Below are 21,859 nucleotides of genomic sequence, written 5' to 3'. Positions count from 1 at the left end.
TGAGCCAGCCCACTGCCAGCCTGCCTGAATCTGGTGCACAATGCCTCTAACGACATTGCCATTTCATCCATAGGAGAAGCATGAACGAACAGGTCGCACGCAACGTCGTGCTGGTGCGCTCGATCGAGTACGCCGATGTTGCCCACACGGTCCTGAGCGACGACGACCGCATGTACGCCACCCGCAGCGCGCGCGAGCTTGCTGCCTGGCAAGCGGCCGACAGCCATATGGCGGTCAACCAGCATCACTTCCTGCAGCAACGCGCGGAACAGATCCTCAAGCGCCTGGGCGAACGCACGCCGGCCTTCGGCGCCTTCGCCCGGCGCGCTCCCGGCATGAGCGGCATCTGGATCGCGCTGCCATTCCTGGCTTTCCTGCTTGGCGCCGCGCTTGATCGCATCGCCGATCCGCACCGCGTCGACCTGTTGTCGGCGCCGCTGCTGGCGATCGTCGGCTGGAACCTGCTCGTCTATCTCGGCCTGCTGGTCTGGGCCATCGTGCCCGCCGCGCGCCGGCGCAAGAGCGGCACGCCGCTGCTGCGCCGCCTGAGCGTGGGCAAGGTGGTGGCGCCGCGCAAGCTGCCGACCGCGCTGGCCGAAGGCGTCGCCCACTACCTGGCCGATTGGGCCGTGCTGAGCGAGCCGCTCACGCGCGCACGCCTGGCCCGCACCTTCCACCTGGCGGCGGCCGGCTTCGCGCTGGGCGCCGTCGCCTCGCTGTATGCGCGCGGCCTGCTCACCGAATACGTCACCGGATGGGAGAGCACCTTCCTCGACGCGGCGCAGGTGCACACGCTGCTGTCATGGCTGTTCACGCCGGCGCTGACCGTGTTCCCGTTTTTGCAGGGCTTCACGCCCGCCGAGATCGAGCAGCTGCGCTTTGGCGGCGCTGCCGGCCTGCCGGTCGGCGAGCGCTGGGTCCACCTGTATGGCGCGACCTTGCTGCTGCTGGTGATCCTGCCGCGCCTGGTGCTGGCACTGGTCGCGGGCATGCGCGCACGCCACCTGAAGCGCAACTTCCCGATCGATCTCGACCAGCCTTATTACCGCAAGCTGGCCGACAGCATCGGCGCCGGCACGCCGGCCGTGCTGCGCGTGATCCCCTACAGCTACACGCTCGACGAACCGCGCGACCGCGGCCTGTGGGCGATCGCCGCCGCGGCCCTCGGCGGCCAAGCGCGGGTGCAGTTGCTGCCGCCGGTCGCATATGGCGTCGAGCTCAAGGAAGCCTTGCGCGACACGACCCTGAAAGAGCCCGGCATCACCGTGACCACGGTGCTGTTCAGCCTTGCCGCCACGCCCGAAAAGGAAAACCACGGCGCGCTGCTCGACTACCTGGTCAAGCGGGTGCCGCGCGGCGTGGCCGTGCTGCTCGACGAGTCGCCGCTGCTCGAGCGCATCGGCGAACAGGCGGGGAGCGAGCGCGTCGCCGAACGCCACGCCCTGTGGCGCCAGTTCTGCAGCTTCCACGGCGCCTCGGCCCACGTCGTCAATCTGCTCCAGCCCGACAAGCACGCGCTTGAACTGGGCGCGGGCCTCGCCTTGCCGGAGCTGCGATGATCACGCCCGCAAAAATCCAGTTCGCCCTGGTCTCGCACACCAATAATGGCAAGACCACGCTGGCGCGCACCCTGGTCGGGATGGACGTCGGCGAGATCCGCGACGCCGCCCACGTGACCCAGATCTCGGAAGGCTACCCGCTCCTGAGCACCGAGGAGGGCGATGCGCTGGTGTTGTGGGACACGCCGGGCTTCGGCGACTCGGTGCGCCTGCACAAGCGCCTCGCGCTGGCCGGCAATCCGATCGGCTGGTTCCTGCGCGAGGTGTTCGACCGCTACCGCGACCGCCCGTTCTGGCTCAGCCAGCAGGCGCTGCGCGCAGCCAGGGAAGAGGCGGACGTCGTGCTCTACCTGGTCAACTCCTCCGAATCGCCGCAGGACGCGGGTTACCTGCCGCCCGAGATGAAGATCCTCGAATGGCTCGGCAAGCCCGTGGTCGTGCTCCTCAACCAGGTCGGCCCGCCACGTCCGGCGCACGAGGAGCAGGCCGAACCCAAGCGCTGGAAACAGCACCTGGCGCAGTACCAGGTGGTGAAGGAAGTGCTGCCGCTGGACGCCTTTGCCCGCTGCTGGGTGCACGAACACGTGTTCTATGAATCGGTGGCGCACCTGATCGACGAGGAGAAGCGTCCCGCCTATACGCGCCTGCTGGCCGCGTGGGCCGAGCGCAACCGCGTGCGCTATGCGAGCGCCCTGAACATGAGCGCCGAGCAGATCGCGGCGGCGGCGCGCGACAGCGAGCCCCTGGGCGAAGAACGCGGGGGCATGCTGCGCACCGCGCTGAAGGCGGTCGGCATCGGCAAGGACGAGCAGCGGCACCAGGATCTCGCGATGGCGGCGCTGGTGCAGCGCCTGAACGACGGCATCAATCACGCGACCGCGCGCATGCTGTCGCTGTATCGCATCGATCCCGGACAAGCGGTGAACGTGAACGCGCGCGTGCGCGAGAACTTCGCGGTGCGCGCGCCGGTGGACAAGGCGCAGGCCGGGCTGCTCGGCGCGGTGGTCTCGGGGGCGGCGACCGGCCTGTCGGCCGATGCGATGGCCGGCGGACTGACCCTGGGCGCAGGCGCGCTGCTGGGCGCGATCGCCGGCGGCATCACGGCGGCCGGCGCGGCCTGGGGTTTCAACCAGGGCACGGACCGCAACCAGGCCAATGTGAAGTTCGCGAATCCTTTCCTGCAGACGCTGCTGACGGGCGCCATGCTGCGCTACCTGGCGGTGGCGCACTTCGGGCGAGGACGGGGTAATTATGTGGAAAGCGAGGCGCCGCCGTTCTGGCAGGCAGAAGCCGAGCAGGCGCTGAGCGCGGTCGGCATCGATGGGGATCGCCTGTGGCAGTCGGTGCGCGAAGCGCCGGACCTGGGCGCCGCCACGAGGCTGGTCGAGGCGGTGCTGGTGCCGGCGGTGACGGCGACGCTCGCGCGCCTGTATCCCGATGTCGCGCTGCCGGGCGCGCCGGCGCAGGCCGCGCCGACATCGGACAAGGACTCAGTTACTGGAATTGGTACTGCGCGCTGACGCCCAGGATCCAGTTGCGGCCTGGCGCCGCTTCGTAATAGCGGCGATTGGTGTCGCCCACGATGACGGAACCGACGTAGTCGCGGTCGAACAGGTTGTTCAGGCGCGCGAACTGGCGCAGCTTCCAACCGCCCAGTTGCTGGCTCGCCTGCACGCGGGCGTTGACGATCGCATAGCCAGGCGCCGGCGTGGCGCTGTTGGTGTCTTCGGCGTACACGCGGCTGTTGGCGATGGTCTCGAGCGCCGCCCCATAGCGGCCGGCCGCTTCCTTCCAGCCGAATTCGCCGTAGAAGCTGGTCTTCGGCAGGCCGGGCAGGCGGCTGCCTTTCGGCACCGCGCCAAAGGCTTCGTCATAGACCGCGTGCAGCATGCTCAAGGCCAGGCGCGCATTCCAGCCGGCGCCGAGTTCGGCGTCCACGGACAGCTCGCCGCCCTGGCGCAGGGTGGCGCTGGCGTTACGGTAGCTGGTGCGTCCGCCCGACGAGGCGTCGACCACCAATTCGTCCTTCGTCTTCACCTGGAACACCGCGGCGTTCACGCGCACGCCGCTGGCGACCATGGCTTTCACGCCGGCTTCGAGATGGGTGCCGATCGCAGGCTCGAGCGCGAAGTTGAAGCCGCCGCCGGTGCCCGAGTAGAACGATTCGTTCATGGTCGGCGTCTCGAAGCCGCGCGCCGCGCTGGCGTACACGTTCAGGGTCGGCGAGACTTTATACAGCACGCCCACCAGCGGCGTCGTGTGGCGGAAGTCGGTGCCGCCGCTGTCGTTGCCGTTGGAGAGGAAGTTGTCCTTGACGTCGAAGTCCACGCGGCTGTGGCGCACGCCGCCGCTCAGCACCCAGCGATCGCGCTCCCACTCGAGCTGCACGTATGGGTCGACGCTGGTCACCTCGTTCTGTTCGTCGCGCCGCAAGTTGCCCTTCACGCCGAAGGTGTTGCCGACGAAGTTCTCGAAGCCCTGGCGCGCATCCTTCGAGCGCGCCAGTTCCAGGCCGGCCGTGGCGCGCATGGTGCCGCCGGCGACCTGGCGCACCGCGCGCCAGTTGGCGTCGATGCCGTAGAAGTCGCGGTCGAAGTCGATCACGCCGCCCGAGTGGCTGCTCGGCGCCTGGAAGCCGCGCGAGAACGACTGGTACTGGATGACGCGGCGGTTGCCGCCATAGGCGGTCACCTGCAGGCGGTCGGCGCCGAACGTCTGTTCATACGTCGCGCCGAACTGCTGGTGGTCGATGCTCTTGCGCGTGTCGTAGCGATCGGCCAGCGTGCGCTGGGGCGTCTGCGTATCGGTGGCGTCGATCTCGCCCGCGCGCGGGTCGCGCTGGTAGGTGGCCCAGGTGACGCCGAGCGGGTCTTGCGTATCGTCCTGGCGCAGGCCGCTCGCAGTCAGCACCAGGCGGCTGGTCGATGAGGGTTCGGCGACCAGCTTGGCGTAGGCCTGCTTGCGCGTCGCGGCGCTGTGGTCGCGGTAGCCGTCGGTCTCGAAACGCGAGGCATCGAGCAGATAGCCGATGCCGCCGCTGCGGCCGGAGGCATTGGTGTCGAACTTGCGCTGGCCATAGCTGCCGCCGGTGAAGCTGGCTTCGACCGTGGGTGTATCGGTCGGTTCGCGCGTGAAGAGCTGGACCACGCCGCCGGAATGGTTGCCATACAAGGCGGACATGGGGCCGCGCAGCACTTCGATGCGCTCGGCCAGATCCAAGTTGAAGGTCGCGGCCTGGCCCTGGCCATCGGGCATGGTGGCCGGGATGCCGTCCGCCACCAGGCGCACGCCGCGCACGCCGAAGGCGGAGCGGGTGCCGAAACCGCGCGAAGAGATCTGCAGGTCTTGCGCATAGTTCTCGCGATTGCGCACCACGATGCCCGGCACGGCGACCAGGGCTTCGGACGCGTTGACGCGCAGTTGGGTGTCGCCGATCTGCGCCGCATCGACCACGTCGACCGCGGCCGGCAGGTCGAAACTCGTGTGTTCGGCGCGGGTGCCGCTGACCACGACCACGTTCATCGGGTCGCGAATCTCTTCGGCAAGGGCGGCCAGCGGCCAGCAGGCGCAGACGGCGGCGATCGCCGTACGGCGCAAGACGGTGTGCTTCATTATTTCTCCATGAGTGCGTAGCAAGCGCGAGAAGGGAATGCCTTGCCAATCAGCCAAGGAATATACCTTGCAAGGGAGTATTACGTGCGCACAGAAACAATTCGGCAAGCTGATGGCTTGCTGAAATGGCGGATAGATGTGTCGATCAGGGTCTTGCGGAACCCTGTCGAGGTTTGCTATAGTTCGCCTCCGCTTCGGCAACGGCCGAAAAATGTTAACGTAATCAAGTGGTTACGATGGCAAGGTCGACAGAGAAATCTGAGGCGAAGCGAAATGAGGGGTTGACGAAAAACGAAAAACACTTCATACTCTCTTTCCTCTGCTGCTGACGAACAAAACGATTCGAAGCAAACAGCAGATGATGCAGTACCGAATAAAGTTCTTTAAAAATTAACAGTCGATAAGTGTGGGCGTTTGATGAAGGTGCCAGCTGACTTGTTCAGCTGCATACTTAAAATATCAAATGTTCGCACAAAGTATTAAACGTTGCTTCAGCAATGAAGTGACGGTCAGTATTTTGAGTGAGCGACTCGGTAGCAATACCGATGACTCGAAAGAGTCAACAAACAGAGATTGAACTGAAGAGTTTGATCCTGGCTCAGATTGAACGCTGGCGGCATGCTTTACACATGCAAGTCGAACGGTAACAGGGAGCTTGCTCCGCTGACGAGTGGCGAACGGGTGAGTAATATATCGGAACGTACCCAAGAGTGGGGGATAACGTAGCGAAAGTTACGCTAATACCGCATACGATCTAAGGATGAAAGCAGGGGACCTTCGGGCCTTGTGCTCCTGGAGCGGCCGATATCTGATTAGCTAGTTGGTGAGGTAAAGGCTCACCAAGGCGACGATCAGTAGCTGGTCTGAGAGGACGACCAGCCACACTGGAACTGAGACACGGTCCAGACTCCTACGGGAGGCAGCAGTGGGGAATTTTGGACAATGGGCGCAAGCCTGATCCAGCAATGCCGCGTGAGTGAAGAAGGCCTTCGGGTTGTAAAGCTCTTTTGTCAGGGAAGAAACGGCTGTGGCTAATATCCACGGCTAATGACGGTACCTGAAGAATAAGCACCGGCTAACTACGTGCCAGCAGCCGCGGTAATACGTAGGGTGCAAGCGTTAATCGGAATTACTGGGCGTAAAGCGTGCGCAGGCGGTTTTGTAAGTCTGTCGTGAAATCCCCGGGCTCAACCTGGGAATTGCGATGGAGACTGCAAGGCTAGAATCTGGCAGAGGGGGGTAGAATTCCACGTGTAGCAGTGAAATGCGTAGAGATGTGGAGGAACACCGATGGCGAAGGCAGCCCCCTGGGTCAAGATTGACGCTCATGCACGAAAGCGTGGGGAGCAAACAGGATTAGATACCCTGGTAGTCCACGCCCTAAACGATGTCTACTAGTTGTCGGGTTTTAATTAACTTGGTAACGCAGCTAACGCGTGAAGTAGACCGCCTGGGGAGTACGGTCGCAAGATTAAAACTCAAAGGAATTGACGGGGACCCGCACAAGCGGTGGATGATGTGGATTAATTCGATGCAACGCGAAAAACCTTACCTACCCTTGACATGTCAGGAAGGCCGAAGAGATTTGGCTGTGCCCGAAAGGGAACCTGAACACAGGTGCTGCATGGCTGTCGTCAGCTCGTGTCGTGAGATGTTGGGTTAAGTCCCGCAACGAGCGCAACCCTTGTCATTAGTTGCTACGCAAGAGCACTCTAATGAGACTGCCGGTGACAAACCGGAGGAAGGTGGGGATGACGTCAAGTCCTCATGGCCCTTATGGGTAGGGCTTCACACGTCATACAATGGTACATACAGAGGGCCGCCAACCCGCGAGGGGGAGCTAATCCCAGAAAGTGTATCGTAGTCCGGATCGTAGTCTGCAACTCGACTACGTGAAGTTGGAATCGCTAGTAATCGCGGATCAGCATGCCGCGGTGAATACGTTCCCGGGTCTTGTACACACCGCCCGTCACACCATGGGAGCGGGTTTTACCAGAAGTAGGTAGCTTAACCGCAAGGAGGGCGCTTACCACGGTAGGATTCGTGACTGGGGTGAAGTCGTAACAAGGTAGCCGTATCGGAAGGTGCGGCTGGATCACCTCCTTTCTAGAGTAGCACCGGGGTCTAACGACCCATCATCAAGCGTCCACGCTTATCGACTGTTGAACGAGTAAAGAACAGTTTTATCGGGGCTGTAGCTCAGCTGGTTAGAGCACCGTGTTGATAACGCGGGGGTCGTTGGTTCGAGTCCAACCAGCCCTACCACGTTTCTCGGGGGATTAGCTCAGCTGGGAGAGCACCTGCTTTGCAAGCAGGGGGTCGTCGGTTCGATCCCGTCATCCTCCACCAAAAGCTCAAACGTAAGTCGTCAGTAAATAGCTGATGAGATTTAGGTTTGATCTTTTCGAGATCACTGTTTTTTCGTTCTTTAACAATCTGGAAGAAGTAAAGTTTTTTTAAGCGTGTAAGCGAATCAGAAATGATGAGTGAGCACACTTAGGGTAGTAGTAATTTGTATCAAGCAAACATAGTTGTACTCTTGATCTATGACGATCTCTGTAACTCATGCAGAGGCCAACGTTATAGGGACAAGTGAATAAGTGCACATGGTGGATGCCTTGGCGATTACAGGCGATGAAGGACGTAGTAGCTTGCGATAAGCTGCGGGGAGCTAGCAAACGAGCTTTGATCCGCAGATTTCCGAATGGGGAAACCCGGCCTTTTAGGTCATTGCATGCTGAATACATAGGCATGCAAAGCGAACGCGGCGAACTGAAACATCTAAGTAGCTGCAGGAAAAGAAATCAACCGAGATTCCCAAAGTAGTGGCGAGCGAAATGGGATGAGCCTGTATGTGATAGTCGATTGAATAGTGGAAGTCTCTGGAAAGTGACGCCATAGTGGGTGATAGCCCCGTACACGAAATTCAAACGGTGGTACTAAGCATACGACAAGTAGGGCGGGACACGAGAAATCCTGTCTGAACATGGGGGGACCATCCTCCAAGGCTAAATACTCGTAATCGACCGATAGTGAACCAGTACCGTGAGGGAAAGGCGAAAAGAACCCCGGGAGGGGAGTGAAATAGATCCTGAAACCGTGTGCATACAAACAGTCGGAGCCTCTTCGTGGGGTGACGGCGTACCTTTTGTATAATGGGTCAGCGACTTACATTCAGTGGCGAGGTTAACCGAATAGGGGAGCCGTAGAGAAATCGAGTCCGAACAGGGCGACAGTCGCTGGGTGTAGACCCGAAACCAAGTGATCTACCCATGGCCAGGATGAAGGTGCGGTAACACGCCCTGGAGGTCCGAACCCACTAATGTTGAAAAATTAGGGGATGAGCTGTGGGTAGGGGTGAAAGGCTAAACAAACTTGGAAATAGCTGGTTCTCTCCGAAAACTATTTAGGTAGTGCCTCAAGTATCACCATCGGGGGTAGAGCACTGTTATGGCTAGGGGGTCATTGCGACTTACCAAACCATTGCAAACTCCGAATACCGGTGAGTGCGAGCTTGGGAGACAGACATCGGGTGCTAACGTCCGGTGTCAAGAGGGAAACAACCCAGACCGCCAGCTAAGGTCCCAAAGATTGGCTAAGTGGAAAACGAAGTGGGAAGGCTAAAACAGTCAGGATGTTGGCTTAGAAGCAGCCACCATTTAAAGAAAGCGTAATAGCTCACTGATCGAGTCGTCCTGCGCGGAAGATGTAACGGGGCTAAGCCAGTCACCGAAGCTGCGGATATATTTCTCGTGATTTATCACTTGATCTATATGGTAGGAGAGCGTTCTGTAAGCCTGCGAAGGTGTCTTGTAAAGGATGCTGGAGGTATCAGAAGTGCGAATGCTGACATGAGTAGCGATAATGCGGGTGAAAAGCCCGCACGCCGTAAGCCCAAGGTTTCCTGTTCAACGTTCATCGGAGCAGGGTGAGTCGGCCCCTAAGGCGAGGCAGAGATGCGTAGCTGATGGGAAGCAGGTTAATATTCCTGCACCGTCGTATGATGCGATGGGGGGACGGATCGCGGAAGGTTGTCTAGCTGTTGGAATAGCTAGTTTTTGACTCATAGAAGGTGCTTAGGCAAATCCGGGCACGTAATTCAAGGGGTTGAGACGAGTCGCCATGTGCGACGAAGCAATCGGAAGTGGTTCCAAGAAAAGCCTCTAAGCTTCAGTCATACGAGACCGTACCGCAAACCGACACAGGTGGGCGAGATGAGTATTCTAAGGCGCTTGAGAGAACTCGGGAGAAGGAACTCGGCAAATTGGTACCGTAACTTCGGGATAAGGTACGCCCTAGTAGTTTGACCACTTTACTGTGGAAGGATGAACGGGTTGCAATAAAATGGTGGCTGCGACTGTTTAATAAAAACACAGCACTCTGCAAACACGAAAGTGGACGTATAGGGTGTGACGCCTGCCCGGTGCTGGAAGATTAAATGATGGGGTGCAAGCTCTTGATTGAAGTCCCAGTAAACGGCGGCCGTAACTATAACGGTCCTAAGGTAGCGAAATTCCTTGTCGGGTAAGTTCCGACCTGCACGAATGGCGTAACGATGGCCACACTGTCTCCTCCCGAGACTCAGCGAAGTTGAAATGTTTGTGATGATGCAATCTACCCGCGGCTAGACGGAAAGACCCCATGAACCTTTACTGTAGCTTTGCATTGGACTTTGAATCAATCTGTGTAGGATAGGTGGGAGGCTTTGAAGCGGGGACGCCAGTTCTCGTGGAGCCATCCTTGAAATACCACCCTGGTTCATTTGAGGTTCTAACCTTGGTCCGTTATCCGGATCGGGGACAGTGCATGGTAGGCAGTTTGACTGGGGCGGTCTCCTCCTAAAGTGTAACGGAGGAGTTCGAAGGTACGCTAGGTACGGTCGGACATCGTGCTAATAGTGCAATGGCATAAGCGTGCTTAACTGCGAGACCGACAAGTCGAGCAGGTACGAAAGTAGGACATAGTGATCCGGTGGTTCTGTATGGAAGGGCCATCGCTCAACGGATAAAAGGTACTCTGGGGATAACAGGCTGATTCCTCCCAAGAGTTCATATCGACGGGGGAGTTTGGCACCTCGATGTCGGCTCATCACATCCTGGGGCTGTAGCCGGTCCCAAGGGTATGGCTGTTCGCCATTTAAAGTGGTACGTGAGCTGGGTTTAAAACGTCGTGAGACAGTTTGGTCCCTATCTGCCGTGGGCGTTGGAAATTTGAAGGGGGCTGCTCCTAGTACGAGAGGACCGGAGTGGACGAACCTCTGGTGTACCGGTTGTCACGCCAGTGGCATTGCCGGGTAGCTAAGTTCGGAAGAGATAACCGCTGAAAGCATCTAAGCGGGAAACTTGCCTTGAGATGAGATTTCCCGGAGCCTTGAGCTCCTTGAAGGGTCGTTCGAGACCAGGACGTTGATAGGCTGGGTGTGGAAGTGCAGTAATGCATTAAGCTAACCAGTACTAATTGCCCGTACGGCTTGTCCCTATAACCTTGGTAGTCCAAGGTCGAGTACAGCTGCTCGATACAAAACTACAACCCAACTTACTTCTTCCAGATTCATGGCCACGCTGAACAAAGCGTAGGGTGGGCGGCTGTGCCGCCCACGCGTAACTCAAGCGTAGCCAGACAAGTCAAAGCCTGATGACCATAGCAAGTCGGTCCCACCCCTTCCCATCCCGAACAGGACCGTGAAACGACTTTGCGCCGATGATAGTGCTGCAACCAGTGTGAAAGTAGGTTATCGTCAGGCTAGTTATATAGAAAAGCCCGCTCAGTTGAACTGAGCGGGCTTTTTTTCCTTTCCGGCCTTGGAAAGCCGTCTGGATCTGGTTCAACGATCGGGAATTCATGCATCTGGCGAACGCGTCGGCGGCAGAGCCGCCAACCCTACGGCAGGTGCTGATCCGAATACAGGGTTGGCAGCTTCGCTGCCGACGCGTTCAACCAGCCTGGATTCAAGCGAAGCTCAAACACCCCACAAGATATCGGTCTTGTTGTCGCGCGCCGATCGCATCATTTCCAGCAGCGGATACATCCGTGCCGAGAAGGTGACCACTTCGATCGGCTGATGCTCGTGGTCGTCTTCATCGCGATGGTGTGCCTGGACGTCTTGCGCCACCTGATCGGTCGCCTGGTGCTTGCGACTCTCTTCGATCTCGGCCTCGAGCAGAGGGATCACGCGTTCCGCTTCTGCCGCGGTGATGACACCGCGTTCCGGTTCCTTGTGCAACAGGTCGAGGATGCGCTTGGCATGCTCCTGGTACATCAAGACCTCTGGGTAGGATCTGCATTTAAAGGTAATCAACATGGCTATCTCTTAGTATTGTTAGTGTCTAAACGATAGCACGACTAACGCAGGCGCACAGTGCGCGCGCTCGCACAACTCAGGCACGTTTCACCCTCAGGACCCAAGCGGCCCCGAGCACCACGACGGCCAGCGCACCGCTCCCCGTCACCGCCAGCGCACTCGTATCCGACAAGGGCGAGCGCGTCGTCCCGGCCAGGAACCACCCCAGCGCGCCCCAGGCCAGGCTGTTGAACATCTCGAGCATATTCATCACCACGCCGCCCTTGCCGCGGCCCTTGAAGTTGCTGCGCACGCCAGGCCGGCCGCACCAGAACACGATCAGCCCGGCGCCCAGCACGGCGCCGCCCACCACAAAACAGACGAGCAGCCCTGTGGCGGGCATACGCACGGTCAGCCACAGCAGCGGAACAGCCACCAGCGCCAGCACCGGCATGATGGCCGCCGCCAGTTTTGCGCGCCGCACCGTGGCCAGCGACGCGGGCGACACCAGCAGCAGGTCCGGCGCATCCTCGGCCGACAGCGCGATCCAGGCCAGCGCGCCGGTCAGCGAGCCGCATAGCAGCGCCAGCCCGGCGCCCAACGCCTGCACCTGCACGTCAGAACGCTGGAAGATGAGGAAGAACAGCGGCAGCAGGAACAGCAGTTGCAGCAACACCTGCGACAGCAGATGCGGATCGCGCACGACCAGGCGCCATTCCTTGACGACGACGGTCGAGAACAGGCTGCGCCCGAAGCGGTGGCGCAGCGGCGCCGTGGGCGCCGTGCCCGCGCGCGCCGCCGACGCCGCCAGTTGCAGGCCATGCGCGAAAAAGCGGTGGGTGCGCCGCGCGGTCAGCACGAACACGACAGCAGCCAGCGCGGCCAGCAGCAGCATCGGCAGCGGTTCACCGAGCATCGCGCGCGCCGGCAGCAGCAGAGGGTGGTCGCTCATGCCATCCTGGCGCAACAGGCCGTCCAGCATCTCGCGCACGCGGCCTTGCGACTCCCTGGACGAGAGCGAGTGCAGCTGGGATGCGATGACGAACAGCGCCCCGGCAAGCGCTCCGATCACCTGCGCCACCACGCGGGTACGGCGCGCGCCGAGCACGCGCACCAGGCCGAGCGTGAGCAGCATCGCCGCGCAGCTGCACAGCACCGCCACCGAGATTACGCCCGGATAGACGCCGAGCCAGCGCCACTGCCCCTGCAGCAGGCCGGCATGGGCGAACGGCGCCAGGAAGAACAGGTACACGGCGGCGGTGCTGGCCGCCACGCCGGCCAGGCGCACGCTGAAGATGCTGTGCGAGGGCAGGGGCGACGACAGCAGCAAGTCGAGGTCGCTGCGCTCGAACAGCACCAGCACGCTCGACTTGATCGCCGACGACAGCATCAAGGCCGCGCCGCCCGCCAGCAAGGCCGAGATGACGAACAGGATGCGCGGATCGTCGTCCGCCACGCCAGCCAGCCGTTGCACCGTCACCCATCCCAGCAGGTGCAGGGTGGCCCAGCCGAGCAGCGCCAGGCCGATCGCCGCATTGCCGGGCCGCCGCTTGCCGGCGCCCGAGGCATTGAACCAGGCCAGCCGCAGCTCATGCCGCAGCAGCCAGCCGACGCTGCCCGGCGCCGCCCTCATGGCGCGGAAGTCAGCTGCAGGAACACGTCTTCCAGGCTGCCGCCCAGGGTGCGCGCGCGCAGCTCGTCCAGCGTGCCCTCGGCGATCAGGCGCCCCTGGCGGATGATCCCGATGCGCTGCGCCAGCCGCTCAGCCACTTCGAGGATGTGCGTGGTCAGGATCACCGTGCCGCCCTTGGCGACGTGGGCCAGCAGCAAGTCCTTCACCTGGCGCGCCGCAGCAGCATCCAGGCCGGTGAGCGGCTCGTCGAGGATCAGGAGTTCAGGTTCGTGGATCAGGGCCCCGGCCAGCGCCAGTTTCTGCTTCATCCCGCGCGAGAATCCTTCGGTCAGCTCGTGCGCATGCCGGCTCAGGTCGAGCCAGTCGAGCAGCTCACGCGCGCGCGGCTCGGCCTGGTCGGCGCGCACGCCCCACAGCCCGGCCACGAATTCCAGGTACTCGAAAGGTTTGAGCTTCCCGTACAACATCGGCTCGTCCGGCAGGTAGGCCATCCCGGCCTTGGCCGCCGCCGGCGCGTCGGCCAGGTCGATGCCGAGCACCTCGATGCTGCCGGCGTCCGGCGCCAGCAGGCCGCTCACCAGCCGCAGCGTTGTGGTCTTGCCGGCGCCGTTCGGGCCGAGCAGGGCATAGAACTCGCCGCGCCGCACGACCAGGTCGAGGCCATCGACGGCGGGGCGGCCGAAATCCTTGCGCAGGCCGGCCAGGCGCAGGGCGGGTGGATGCGCATTCATGAAAGCCTCACAGGGGCGCGAACGAGGACAGGAACTGGTCGACCTGCTCGGGCGGCGTCGCATTCGCCGGTCCGAGCACGATGACCTGGTAGAAGCGCTCGCCGCGCGCCTCGAAGCGGCCATGCAGGCGCATCGGCTTGCCGTTGGCGGCGCCTGTCGCTTGCACGCGCAGGCCGTCCCGGGCCACCGGCGCCGGCGCCGCCTCCGCGCCGGCGCCGATATTGCGCAGCAGGGCCAGGCGCATCGCCGGCAGCGCGGCGCGGGCGCGCGCTGCATCGGGCGCCGTGGCGGCGCCGACGGCGAAGGTGGCGCCGTCGACCTCGGCCGCCGTCATGGTCATCTCCACCCGCAGGCCGTCGAGGTCCACCGCGCGCGTGAAGGTGGCCGGCTTGGCCGGGAACAGGATCTTGTAGCGTCCTTCCTGGCTCGTGTGCTCGCGCCAGTTATAGGTGGGATTGCAGCCGGCCAGCAGGCTGGCCGCCAGCATGGCCGGGACGAGGAAGCGCAAGCGCATGCGGAACGGATTCGGTGGTCGCATGGATGGGTCAATAGCGGGGTGCATGGCACGATAGTAGCAGCAGCGGCTACCTCCCTTGCCGTTTTTGGGGGAGGGCGGCCACGGTATTCTCTGGACATGGCGGCGTGCCCGGATGTCCTGAATCACGGGTATGCATCGGTCCCGGCTGGAACGTTCTGCGACCCGGCCTCCACCGAAAGATGGAGGACTTCGGCCCGCCCGGCGCGTCTTGGCGTATTATTTTCTCTATTGCGCATTCCAGGATCATCATGAAACGCAGAATCGGATTCCTGTTCCCGCCCGGCTTCCAGGCGCTCGACCTGATGGCCACCACCGTGTTCGAGATCGCCAACGGTCTCGACGGCGGGCCGTTCTATGACATGACCATGCTGTCGGAGCACGGCGGCGTGCTCTCCAGCTCGTCCGGCGTCGGCGTGTTCACCGAAGCTTTCGACCGGCGCGACTACGACACCCTGATCGTGGCCGGCATCATGACCCCGGTCGGCTTCAAGTCGAGCGCGCCCTTCCTGAACTTCCTGCGCGAAGCCAGCGCGGCCTCGCGCCGCACCGCCAGCATCTGCACCGGCGCCTTCATCCTGGCCGAGGCCGGCCTGATCGACGGCCGCCGCGCCACCACCCACTGGGCTCTGGCGCGCGACCTGCAGCGCGCCTGTCCGAAGTCGCGCATCGAGGAAGACCGCATCTACATCAACGACGGTCGCGTGTGGACCTCGGCCGGCATGACCGCCTGCATCGACCTGTGCCTGGCGATGGTCGAGGAAGACCTCGGCAAGGACGCGTCGAAGCACATCGCGCGCCACATGGTGGTCTACCACCGCCGCAGCGGCGGCCAGTCGCAGTTCTCGGCCCTGCTCGAGCTGGAGCCGAAATCGGACCGCATCCAGCAGGCGCTCACCTACGCCAAGAGCCACCTGCGGCGGCCGCTGTCGGTCGACGAGCTGGCCGAGGCGGCCAACCTCAGCACGCGCCAGTTCAGCCGCAGCTTCCGCCTCGAGACCGGGCAATCGCCGGCGCGCGCGATCGAGGTGCTGCGGGTCGAGGCGGCGCGCGCCATGATCGAGACCAGCAACCACTCGATCGACGTGGTCGCGCGCGAGACCGGCTTTGCCGACCCCGAGCGCATGCGGCGCGCGTTCCTGCGCGCCTTCGGCCAGCCGCCGCAGGCGATCAAGCGCGCGGCGCGCGAGCAGGCGCTCTAGGCCCAGGCGCAGACGGATCAATCGTCGCGCAACGCGCGCCGGTAGCCGATCGCCTCGGCCACATGCTTCGACCGCACATCGTCCACGTCCGCCAGGTCGGCGATCGTGCGCGCCACCTTGAGCACGCGGTGGTAGGCCCGCGCCGACCAGTGCAGGTGCCGGGCGGCATCGTGCAGCAGCCGGCGCCCGGCATCGTCGGGCGCGCAGTGGCGATCGATCGCGCCCGGCCCCAGCTGGCTGTTGGGCCGCCCCTGGCGCGCGAGCTGGCGCGCATGGGCCCGCGCCACCCGCTGCGCGATGCTCGCGCTCGGTTCGCCATCGGCCTGCGCGCCCATGCTGTCCGGCGCCATGGCCGCCACCGGCAGCTGGATGTCGATGCGGTCGAGCAGCGGCCCGGAGATGCGTCCCTGGTAGCGCAGCACGGCGTCCGGCGTGCAGCGGCACTTGCCGCTGGCGTGGCCCAGCCAGCCGCAGGGGCAGGGATTCATCGCCGCGATCAGCTGGAAGCGCGCGGGAAAATCTGCCTGGTGGGCCGCGCGCGAGATCGTGATCGATCCCGATTCCAGCGGCTCGCGCAGCACTTCCAGCACACGGCGCTCGAACTCGGGCAGCTCGTCGAGAAACAGCACCCCGTGATGCGCCAGCGACACCTCGCCCGGCCGCGGCAGGTTGCCGCCGCCGACCAGGGCCACGCCGGACGTCGTGTGATGCGGACTGCGAAACGGCCGCTGGCGCCAGCGTTCGGGCGCGAAGCCGCCGGCCAGCGATTGCACGGCCGCCGACTCGAGCGCCTCGGCCTCGCTCATTGGCGGCAACAGGCCGGGCAGGCGCGCCGCCAGCATGCTCTTGCCCGCGCCCGGCGGGCCGACCAGCAGGACGGAATGGGTACCGGCCGCCGCCACCTCGAGCGCGCGCTTGGCATGCTGCTGGCCCTTGACCTCGGCGAAGTCGGGATAGGAAGGCAGCCGCGACAGGCCGGGGCCATGGTGGCGCGCCAGCTTCGGCGCGTCGGGCGCATTGGCGAAGTGGGCGCAGACCTCGAGCAAGGTGCGCGCCGGGTAGATGGCGGCTGCCTCGACCAGGGCCGCTTCGTCGGCATTGGCCAGCGGCAGGATGAAGGCGCGCATTTCGTCGTCGCGCATCTCGTCCTTACCTGAGCGCGCCATCGCGAACGCCATCGCCAGCGCGCCGCGCACCGGGCGCAGCTCACCCGACAGCGACAGTTCTCCCGCAAATTCGTAGCGATGCAGCGCATCGTCGCGGATCTGGCGCGAGGCGGCCAGGATGCCCAGCGCGATCGGCAGGTCGAAGCGGCCCGATTCTTTCGGCAGGTCGGCCGGCGCCAGGTTGATCGTGATGCGGCGCGCCGGGATATCGAAGCCGGAATTCTGCAGCGCCGCGCGCACGCGGTCTTTCGCTTCGCGCACTTCGGTATCGGGCAGGCCGACGATGGCGATGCCAGGAAGGCCGTTGGCCAGGTGGACTTCGACGTTGACGGCGGGCGCTTCCATGCCGGCCAGGGCGCGGCTTCTGAGGACGGCCAGACTCATAGTGTTCCTTCCGCATGAACGCTGGGAAGGCCCTATCGTACGGCGCGCGCAGCGGCATCTGTTGCGTGCGGACAGGCATGCGTATTCGCGCTGCATGGCGTACGCATATGCCCCCGAATTCGTCGTCCATTCCGGCTTTTCTACCGCCTGTCACAAAAACCTGACATCGCATTCCACTACCGCTACATTATCTGCAAGGAAATATCTGCAACCATTTACAGACCAGGAGTCACCGCCGATGTTATCGATCAAGCAGCTCAACAAGACCTATGCCAATGGCGTCAAGGCCATCAACGATGTCAGCCTCGAGATCCCGAACGGCATGTTCGGCCTGCTCGGACCGAACGGCGCCGGCAAGTCGTCCTTGATGCGCACCATTGCTACCCTGCAGGACCCCGACAGCGGCAGCATCCATTTCCACGGCCTCGACGTGCTGAAGGACAAGGAGAGCCTGCGCCGCCAGCTCGGCTACCTGCCGCAGGACTTCGGGGTCTATCCGAAAGTCAGCGCCGAAAAGCTGCTCAACCACTTCGCCGTCCTGAAAGGCCTGACCGCGAAGGGCGAGCGCAGGGAGATCGTCGAAGCCCTGCTGCACCAGACCAATCTGTGGGAAGCGCGCAAGCGCGGCCTGGGCACCTATTCGGGCGGCATGCGCCAGCGCTTCGGCATCGCCCAGGCGCTGCTCGGCGCGCCGCGCCTGGTGATCGTCGACGAGCCGACCGCCGGCCTCGATCCCGACGAGCGCAACCGCTTCCTGAACCTGCTGGCCAAGATCGGCGAGCAGGTGGTGGTCATCCTGTCGACCCATATCGTCGAGGACGTGACCGACCTGTGTCCGCGCATGGCCATGATCGCCAAGGGCACGGTGCTGCTGCAGGGCGAGCCGCAGGCCGCGATCGACACCCTGAAAAGCCGCGTGTGGCGCCGCACCGTCACCCAGGAAGCGCTGCCCGGATACCAGGAGCGCTTCAACGTGCTGTCCACCCGCCTGGTGGCGGGCCGGCCGCAGATCAACGTCTATGCCGAGTCGCAGCCGGACGACGGTTTCGTCAGCGTCGAGCCGGACCTGGAAGACGTCTACTTCCTGCAGATCCGCAATGCCAGCCGCGCGGCCGGCCAGGCGGCGTCGGCCCAGGCTGCGCCGGTGACGGCGTGAGGAGGGCGGCATGCTGAGAGAATTCTTCAAGTTCGAGCTGGACTTCCAGCTGCGCCAGCCCCTGCTGTGGGTGTGCGCGCTGATCTTCGGCGCGCTGGCCTTCGGCGCCACCACCAGCGATGCGATCCAGGTCGGCGGCAGCATCGGCAACGTCAACCGCAATGCGCCGACCGTGGTCGCGCAGCTGCTCGGCATCTTCAGCCTGATGTCGATGTTCGTCGTCACCATCTTCATCGCCGGCGGCGTGCTGCGCGACGCCGAAGTCGGCATCTCCGACATGCTGTTCGCCACCCCGATGAAAAAGCGCGACTACCTGATCGGCCGCTTCGCCGCCGGCCTGGTGGCCTGCCTGCTCATCTTCGTCATGATCGTGCTCGGCACGATGCTCGGTCCCCTGATGCCGTGGATCGATGTCCAGCGGGTCGGCCCATTCCCCGGCGCGGCCTACCTGTGGGCGCTGGGCGTGCTGGTCGTGCCCAACCTGTTCTTCATCGGCGCCTTGCTGATGCTGCTGGCCGCCACCACGCGCTCGATCATGATGGTGTACGTCGGCGTGATGGCTTTCTTCGTGCTGTGGATCGTCGCCGGCAGCTTCACTTCGAACATCGACAACGAATGGATCGCCGTGCTGGCCGATCCCTTCGGCCTGCGCGCGCTCGGCCGCGCCACGCGCTACTTCTCGACCGCCGAATCGAATGCCGGCCTGCCCGACATTGGCGGCTACATGCTGGCCAACCGCCTGCTGTGGAGCGCCGTGGCGCTGGTGCTGGTCGGCCTGACCCTGGCCCTGTTCAAGCCGCAGCGCGCCGGCACCGGCAAGCGCCTGTTCGGCAAGGCCAAAACGCAGGCCGCGCAGGCCTTCGTGCCGGTGACAGTGGCCCTGCCACGCGTCGCGCCGCGGTTTACCGGCGCCACGCGCTGGGCCCAGTGCTGGCACATCTTCGCCTTCGACGCCGTCGCGGTGTTCAGAAGCGTGCCATTCCTCGTGCTGCTGCTGTTCGGCGTGCTGAACATGGTCGGCAGTGCGAGCGTGCTGGACGAGATGTTCGGCACCGACGTCTATCCGCGCACGCACCTGATGATCGAACTGCTGAAAGGGTCGTTCAACTTCCTCCTGATTGTCATCGTCACCTTCTATGCGGGCGAGTTGATCTTCAAGGAACGCCAGGCCAGGATCGCCGACGTGAGCGACGCCATGCCGGCGCCGAACTGGGCGCCGCTGGTCGCCAAGAGCCTGGCGCTGGTGGGCGTGGTGCTGGTGTTCCTGTTCGCCGGGATCCTGACCGCGATCGCCATCCAGCTGTTCCGGGGCGGGGCGCCGGTCGAATTCGGGGTGTACGTCCAGGGCGTGTTCATGGCCGGCCTGCCGTTCGTCCTGATGGCGCTGATCGCCATCGTGCTGCAGGTCGTCACCAACAACAAATTCATCGGCTACCTGCTGGTGATCGTCCTCCTGATCGCGCAGATCGTCTTGTCGGTGATGCACTTCGATCACAATCTGTACAACATCGCGCTGCTGCCCGAGACGCCGTATTCGGACATGAACGGCTTCGGCCATTTCGTCACGGGCTGGGCCTGGTTCGCGCTGTACTGGACCCTGTTCTGCCTGGCGGCGCTGATCGTGGCCCAGGCCTTCTGGGTGCGCGGCCTGTCGGTCGCGTGGCGGGCGCGGGCGCGCGAAGCGGGCCGCCGCCTGCGCGGAGGCGCCGGCGTGGCGCTGGCGCTGTGCACGATCGCCTTCGCCCTGGTCGGCGGCTGGATCTTCCATAACACCGTGACCCTCGGCGGCTACGAAGCCAAGAACGTGAGCATGGACAAGCAGGCCCGGTACGAGAAGAACTACCGCCAGTACAAGGACTTGCCGCATCCGAAGGTCATCGACGTGCGCGCCGCGGTCGACATCTATCCGGAGCAGCGCCGCGTGACGGTCAAGGGCAGCTACGTCCTGGAGAACAAGACCGACAAGCCGCTCGATACCCTGCGCCTGCAGTTCAATCCCGACGTCGTCACGACCCTGGGCAAGCTGCCGCCGCACCAGGTGGTGCTGGACGACACCGAATCGGGCTTCAGGATCCTGAAACTGGCCGCACCCCTGGCGCCGGGCGCGCGCCTGCCGCTCGACTTCACGATCGATGCGCATCGCCAGGGCTTCTCGAATTCGGGCAAGGCCGACACCTTCAACCTCAACGGCACGTTCTTCAACAATCACGAGTTCTTCCCGATGCTCGGCTACCAGGCCGACTACGAGCTGCTAGAGCGCAACGAGCGCCGCAAGCGCGGGCTGGGCGAGCCGCAGCGCATGGCCAAGCTCGAGGACGAGGCGGCGCGCGTGGACTCCATGTTCGGCGGCGGCGCGGACTGGATCGACTTCGAGACCACGGTGTCGACCAGCGGCGACCAGATCGCGCTGGCGCCGGGCTACCTGCAACGGTCGTGGAAGGAGAACGGCCGCAACTACTACCACTACAAGATGGACCAGAAGATGATGCCGTTCTTCGCCTACCTGTCGGCGCGCTGGCAGGTCAAGAAGGGCGACTGGAACGGCATCCCGATCGAGATCTACCACGACGCCAAGCACGGCTACAACGTGGACCGGATGATCGAGGCCACCCGCAAGTCGCTGGACTACTTCACCACCGAGTTCACGCCGTACCAGCACAAGCAGGTGCGCATCCTGGAGTTCCCCAACTACCAGTCCTTCGCCCAGTCGTTCGCCAATACCATCCCGTTCTCGGAGTCGATCGGCTTCATCGCCGACCTGCGCGACAAGGAAGACATCGACTACGTGTTCTACGTGACGGCCCACGAGATGGCGCACCAGTGGTGGGGCCACCAGGTCACCGCTGCCAACGTGCAGGGCTCGAGCATGCTGATCGAATCGCTGTCGCAGTACTCGGCGCTGATGGTGATGGAGAAGGAGTACGGACGCCACCAGATGCGCCGCTTCCTGCGCTACGAGCTCGATCGCTACCTGCGTTCGCGCGGCGGCGAGGTGATCGAAGAGCTGCCGCTCATGCGCGTGGAAAACCAGGATTACATCCACTACCGCAAGGGCAGCCTGATCTTCTACCGCCTGCGCGACGAGATCGGCGAACAGGCGCTGAACCGCGCGCTCAAGCGCTTCCTCGAAGACAAGGGCTACCAGGAGTCGCCGTTCACCACCTCGAAGGAGCTGCTCGACTACATCCGCGCGGAGGCGCCGCTTGATAAGCACGCCCTGATCTCGGACATGTTCGAGAAAATCGTGTTCTACGATAACCGCGTGACGCAGGCGACGGCGAAGAAGCGCCCGGATGGCCAGTGGGACGTGACGATGACGCTGCACCTGGCCAAGATGGAGGCCGACGGCAAGGGCAAGGAAACCGCGCGCGCCTACGACGAGCCGGTGGAGATCGGTGTGTTTGCCCGCGCCGCAGGGGCCAGGGAAGCCGACGAAAAAGTGCTGCTCCTGGAGAAGCGCGTGCTGTCCGGCGCCAATCCGGTGGTGACGGTCACGGTGAAGGAGCAGCCGTTCGAGGTGGGCGTCGATCCCTACAACAAGATGATCGACCGCGTGTCGCGCGACAACCGCAAGGAGGTCGGTATCGAGTGATCCGGGGCG

Annotated in this window: 11 protein-coding genes, 2 tRNA genes and 3 rRNA genes; 10 read left to right on the top strand and 6 right to left on the bottom strand. The window is 63.4% G+C overall.

The genetic code is table 11. The features are described 5' to 3' along the window. The first annotated feature begins 80 nt into the window (after nucleotides 1-80). Both LO55_RS03705 and LO55_RS03700 read left to right on the top strand, forming a co-directional pair. Nucleotides 81-1,559 carry a DUF2868 domain-containing protein gene (locus LO55_RS03705; protein WP_071360485.1) on the top strand — a complete coding sequence of 493 codons (1,479 nt, stop codon included), beginning with the start codon at nucleotides 81-83 and terminating at the stop codon, nucleotides 1,557-1,559. Next, a complete protein-coding gene (locus LO55_RS03700) occupies nucleotides 1,556-3,079 on the top strand; it encodes a DUF3482 domain-containing protein (RefSeq protein WP_071360484.1) in 1,524 nt (507 codons plus the stop codon). Before LO55_RS03705 ends, LO55_RS03700 begins: the two co-directional genes overlap by 4 nt. Here LO55_RS03700 and LO55_RS03695 read toward each other — a convergent pair. Further along, nucleotides 3,054-5,171: a TonB-dependent receptor family protein gene (locus tag LO55_RS03695; RefSeq protein WP_071360483.1), complete on the bottom strand. Its 2,118-nt coding sequence runs from the start codon at nucleotides 5,169-5,171 to the stop codon at nucleotides 3,054-3,056. The genes LO55_RS03700 and LO55_RS03695 overlap by 26 nt on opposite strands. A gap of 575 nt (nucleotides 5,172-5,746) precedes the next feature. Here LO55_RS03695 and LO55_RS03690 point away from each other — a divergent pair. The 5 genes from LO55_RS03690 to rrf all read left to right on the top strand — a co-directional run bounded on the left by LO55_RS03690 (nucleotide 5,747) and on the right by rrf (nucleotide 10,914). Continuing rightward, nucleotides 5,747-7,277 (top strand): 16S ribosomal RNA (locus tag LO55_RS03690). Nucleotides 7,278-7,359: 82 nt separating this feature from the next. Next, nucleotides 7,360-7,436: transfer RNA gene (locus tag LO55_RS03685), tRNA-Ile, on the top strand. An 8-nt stretch (nucleotides 7,437-7,444) separates the two neighbouring features. Next, nucleotides 7,445-7,520 (top strand) — tRNA-Ala (locus LO55_RS03680). Between the two features lie 237 nt (nucleotides 7,521-7,757). Further along, a 23S ribosomal RNA gene (locus LO55_RS03675) occupies nucleotides 7,758-10,649 on the top strand. A gap of 152 nt (nucleotides 10,650-10,801) precedes the next feature. Then, nucleotides 10,802-10,914, top strand: a 5S ribosomal RNA gene (rrf, locus tag LO55_RS03670). The 16S, 23S and 5S rRNA genes sit together here with 2 tRNA genes alongside, the layout of an rRNA operon. Nucleotides 10,915-11,130: 216 nt before the next feature. Here the strand turns inward: rrf and LO55_RS03665 are convergent. The 4 genes from LO55_RS03665 to LO55_RS03650 all read right to left on the bottom strand — a co-directional run bounded on the left by LO55_RS03665 (nucleotide 11,131) and on the right by LO55_RS03650 (nucleotide 14,353). Further along, complete coding sequence (locus LO55_RS03665) at nucleotides 11,131-11,472, bottom strand: DUF1840 domain-containing protein (RefSeq protein WP_071360482.1); 342 nt, start codon at nucleotides 11,470-11,472, stop codon at nucleotides 11,131-11,133. Nucleotides 11,473-11,548: 76 nt separating this feature from the next. Further along, the gene (locus tag LO55_RS03660; protein ID WP_071360481.1) at nucleotides 11,549-13,084 is read right to left on the bottom strand and encodes a putative ABC transporter permease subunit; all 1,536 of its coding nucleotides are present in this window, start codon (nucleotides 13,082-13,084) and stop codon (nucleotides 11,549-11,551) included. Further along, on the bottom strand, nucleotides 13,081-13,815 hold the full coding sequence (locus tag LO55_RS03655) for an ABC transporter ATP-binding protein (protein ID WP_071360480.1): 735 nt from the start codon (nucleotides 13,813-13,815) through the stop codon (nucleotides 13,081-13,083). The genes LO55_RS03660 and LO55_RS03655 overlap by 4 nt, the downstream gene beginning before the upstream one ends. 7 nt (nucleotides 13,816-13,822) lie before the next feature. Then, the gene (locus LO55_RS03650) at nucleotides 13,823-14,353 is read right to left on the bottom strand and encodes a hypothetical protein (RefSeq protein ID WP_229410043.1); all 531 of its coding nucleotides are present in this window, start codon (nucleotides 14,351-14,353) and stop codon (nucleotides 13,823-13,825) included. A 248-nt stretch (nucleotides 14,354-14,601) separates the two neighbouring features. Here LO55_RS03650 and LO55_RS03645 point away from each other — a divergent pair, with 248 nt between their 5' ends. Further along, nucleotides 14,602-15,552: a GlxA family transcriptional regulator gene (locus LO55_RS03645; RefSeq protein WP_005671562.1), complete on the top strand. Its 951-nt coding sequence runs from the start codon at nucleotides 14,602-14,604 to the stop codon at nucleotides 15,550-15,552. Between the two features lie 17 nt (nucleotides 15,553-15,569). Here the strand turns inward: LO55_RS03645 and LO55_RS03640 are convergent, their stop codons facing one another. After that, nucleotides 15,570-17,102 carry a YifB family Mg chelatase-like AAA ATPase gene (locus LO55_RS03640; protein ID WP_071360479.1) on the bottom strand — a complete coding sequence of 511 codons (1,533 nt, stop codon included), beginning with the start codon at nucleotides 17,100-17,102 and terminating at the stop codon, nucleotides 15,570-15,572. Nucleotides 17,103-17,340: 238 nt separating this feature from the next. Between LO55_RS03640 and LO55_RS03635 the strand changes: the two genes are divergently transcribed. Both LO55_RS03635 and LO55_RS03630 read left to right on the top strand, forming a co-directional pair. Next, nucleotides 17,341-18,258 carry an ABC transporter ATP-binding protein gene (locus tag LO55_RS03635; protein WP_005667776.1) on the top strand — a complete coding sequence of 306 codons (918 nt, stop codon included), beginning with the start codon at nucleotides 17,341-17,343 and terminating at the stop codon, nucleotides 18,256-18,258. A gap of 10 nt (nucleotides 18,259-18,268) precedes the next feature. Then, nucleotides 18,269-21,850 (top strand): ABC transporter permease/M1 family aminopeptidase, encoded by a 3,582-nt coding sequence (locus LO55_RS03630; protein WP_071360478.1) that lies wholly within the window; start codon nucleotides 18,269-18,271, stop codon nucleotides 21,848-21,850. Nucleotides 21,851-21,859 lie beyond the last annotated feature (9 nt).

It is taken from the genome of Massilia timonae, assembly GCF_001866515.1.
In the GTDB taxonomy this organism is placed as follows: Bacteria; Pseudomonadota; Gammaproteobacteria; order Burkholderiales; family Burkholderiaceae_D; genus Telluria; species Telluria timonae.
This window is presented reverse-complemented; position numbering and strand designations above follow the sequence as displayed.

What these genes read in the sequence shown, in the direction of transcription:
- LO55_RS03645 (WP_005671562.1), top strand. Translation starts at nt 14,602, where the DNA reads ATGAAACGCAGAATCGGATTCCTGTTCCCGCCCGGCTTCCAGGCGCTC.
- LO55_RS03705 (WP_071360485.1), top strand. Translation starts at nt 81, where the DNA reads ATGAACGAACAGGTCGCACGCAACGTCGTGCTGGTGCGCTCGATCGAG.
- LO55_RS03655 (WP_071360480.1), bottom strand. Translation starts at nt 13,815, where the DNA reads ATGAATGCGCATCCACCCGCCCTGCGCCTGGCCGGCCTGCGCAAGGAT.
- LO55_RS03660 (WP_071360481.1), bottom strand. Translation starts at nt 13,084, where the DNA reads ATGAGGGCGGCGCCGGGCAGCGTCGGCTGGCTGCTGCGGCATGAGCTG.
- LO55_RS03650 (WP_229410043.1), bottom strand. Translation starts at nt 14,353, where the DNA reads ATGCGACCACCGAATCCGTTCCGCATGCGCTTGCGCTTCCTCGTCCCG.
- LO55_RS03630 (WP_071360478.1), top strand. Translation starts at nt 18,269, where the DNA reads ATGCTGAGAGAATTCTTCAAGTTCGAGCTGGACTTCCAGCTGCGCCAG.
- LO55_RS03640 (WP_071360479.1), bottom strand. Translation starts at nt 17,102, where the DNA reads ATGAGTCTGGCCGTCCTCAGAAGCCGCGCCCTGGCCGGCATGGAAGCG.
- LO55_RS03635 (WP_005667776.1), top strand. Translation starts at nt 17,341, where the DNA reads ATGTTATCGATCAAGCAGCTCAACAAGACCTATGCCAATGGCGTCAAG.
- LO55_RS03700 (WP_071360484.1), top strand. Translation starts at nt 1,556, where the DNA reads ATGATCACGCCCGCAAAAATCCAGTTCGCCCTGGTCTCGCACACCAAT.
- LO55_RS03695 (WP_071360483.1), bottom strand. Translation starts at nt 5,171, where the DNA reads ATGAAGCACACCGTCTTGCGCCGTACGGCGATCGCCGCCGTCTGCGCC.
- LO55_RS03665 (WP_071360482.1), bottom strand. Translation starts at nt 11,472, where the DNA reads ATGTTGATTACCTTTAAATGCAGATCCTACCCAGAGGTCTTGATGTAC.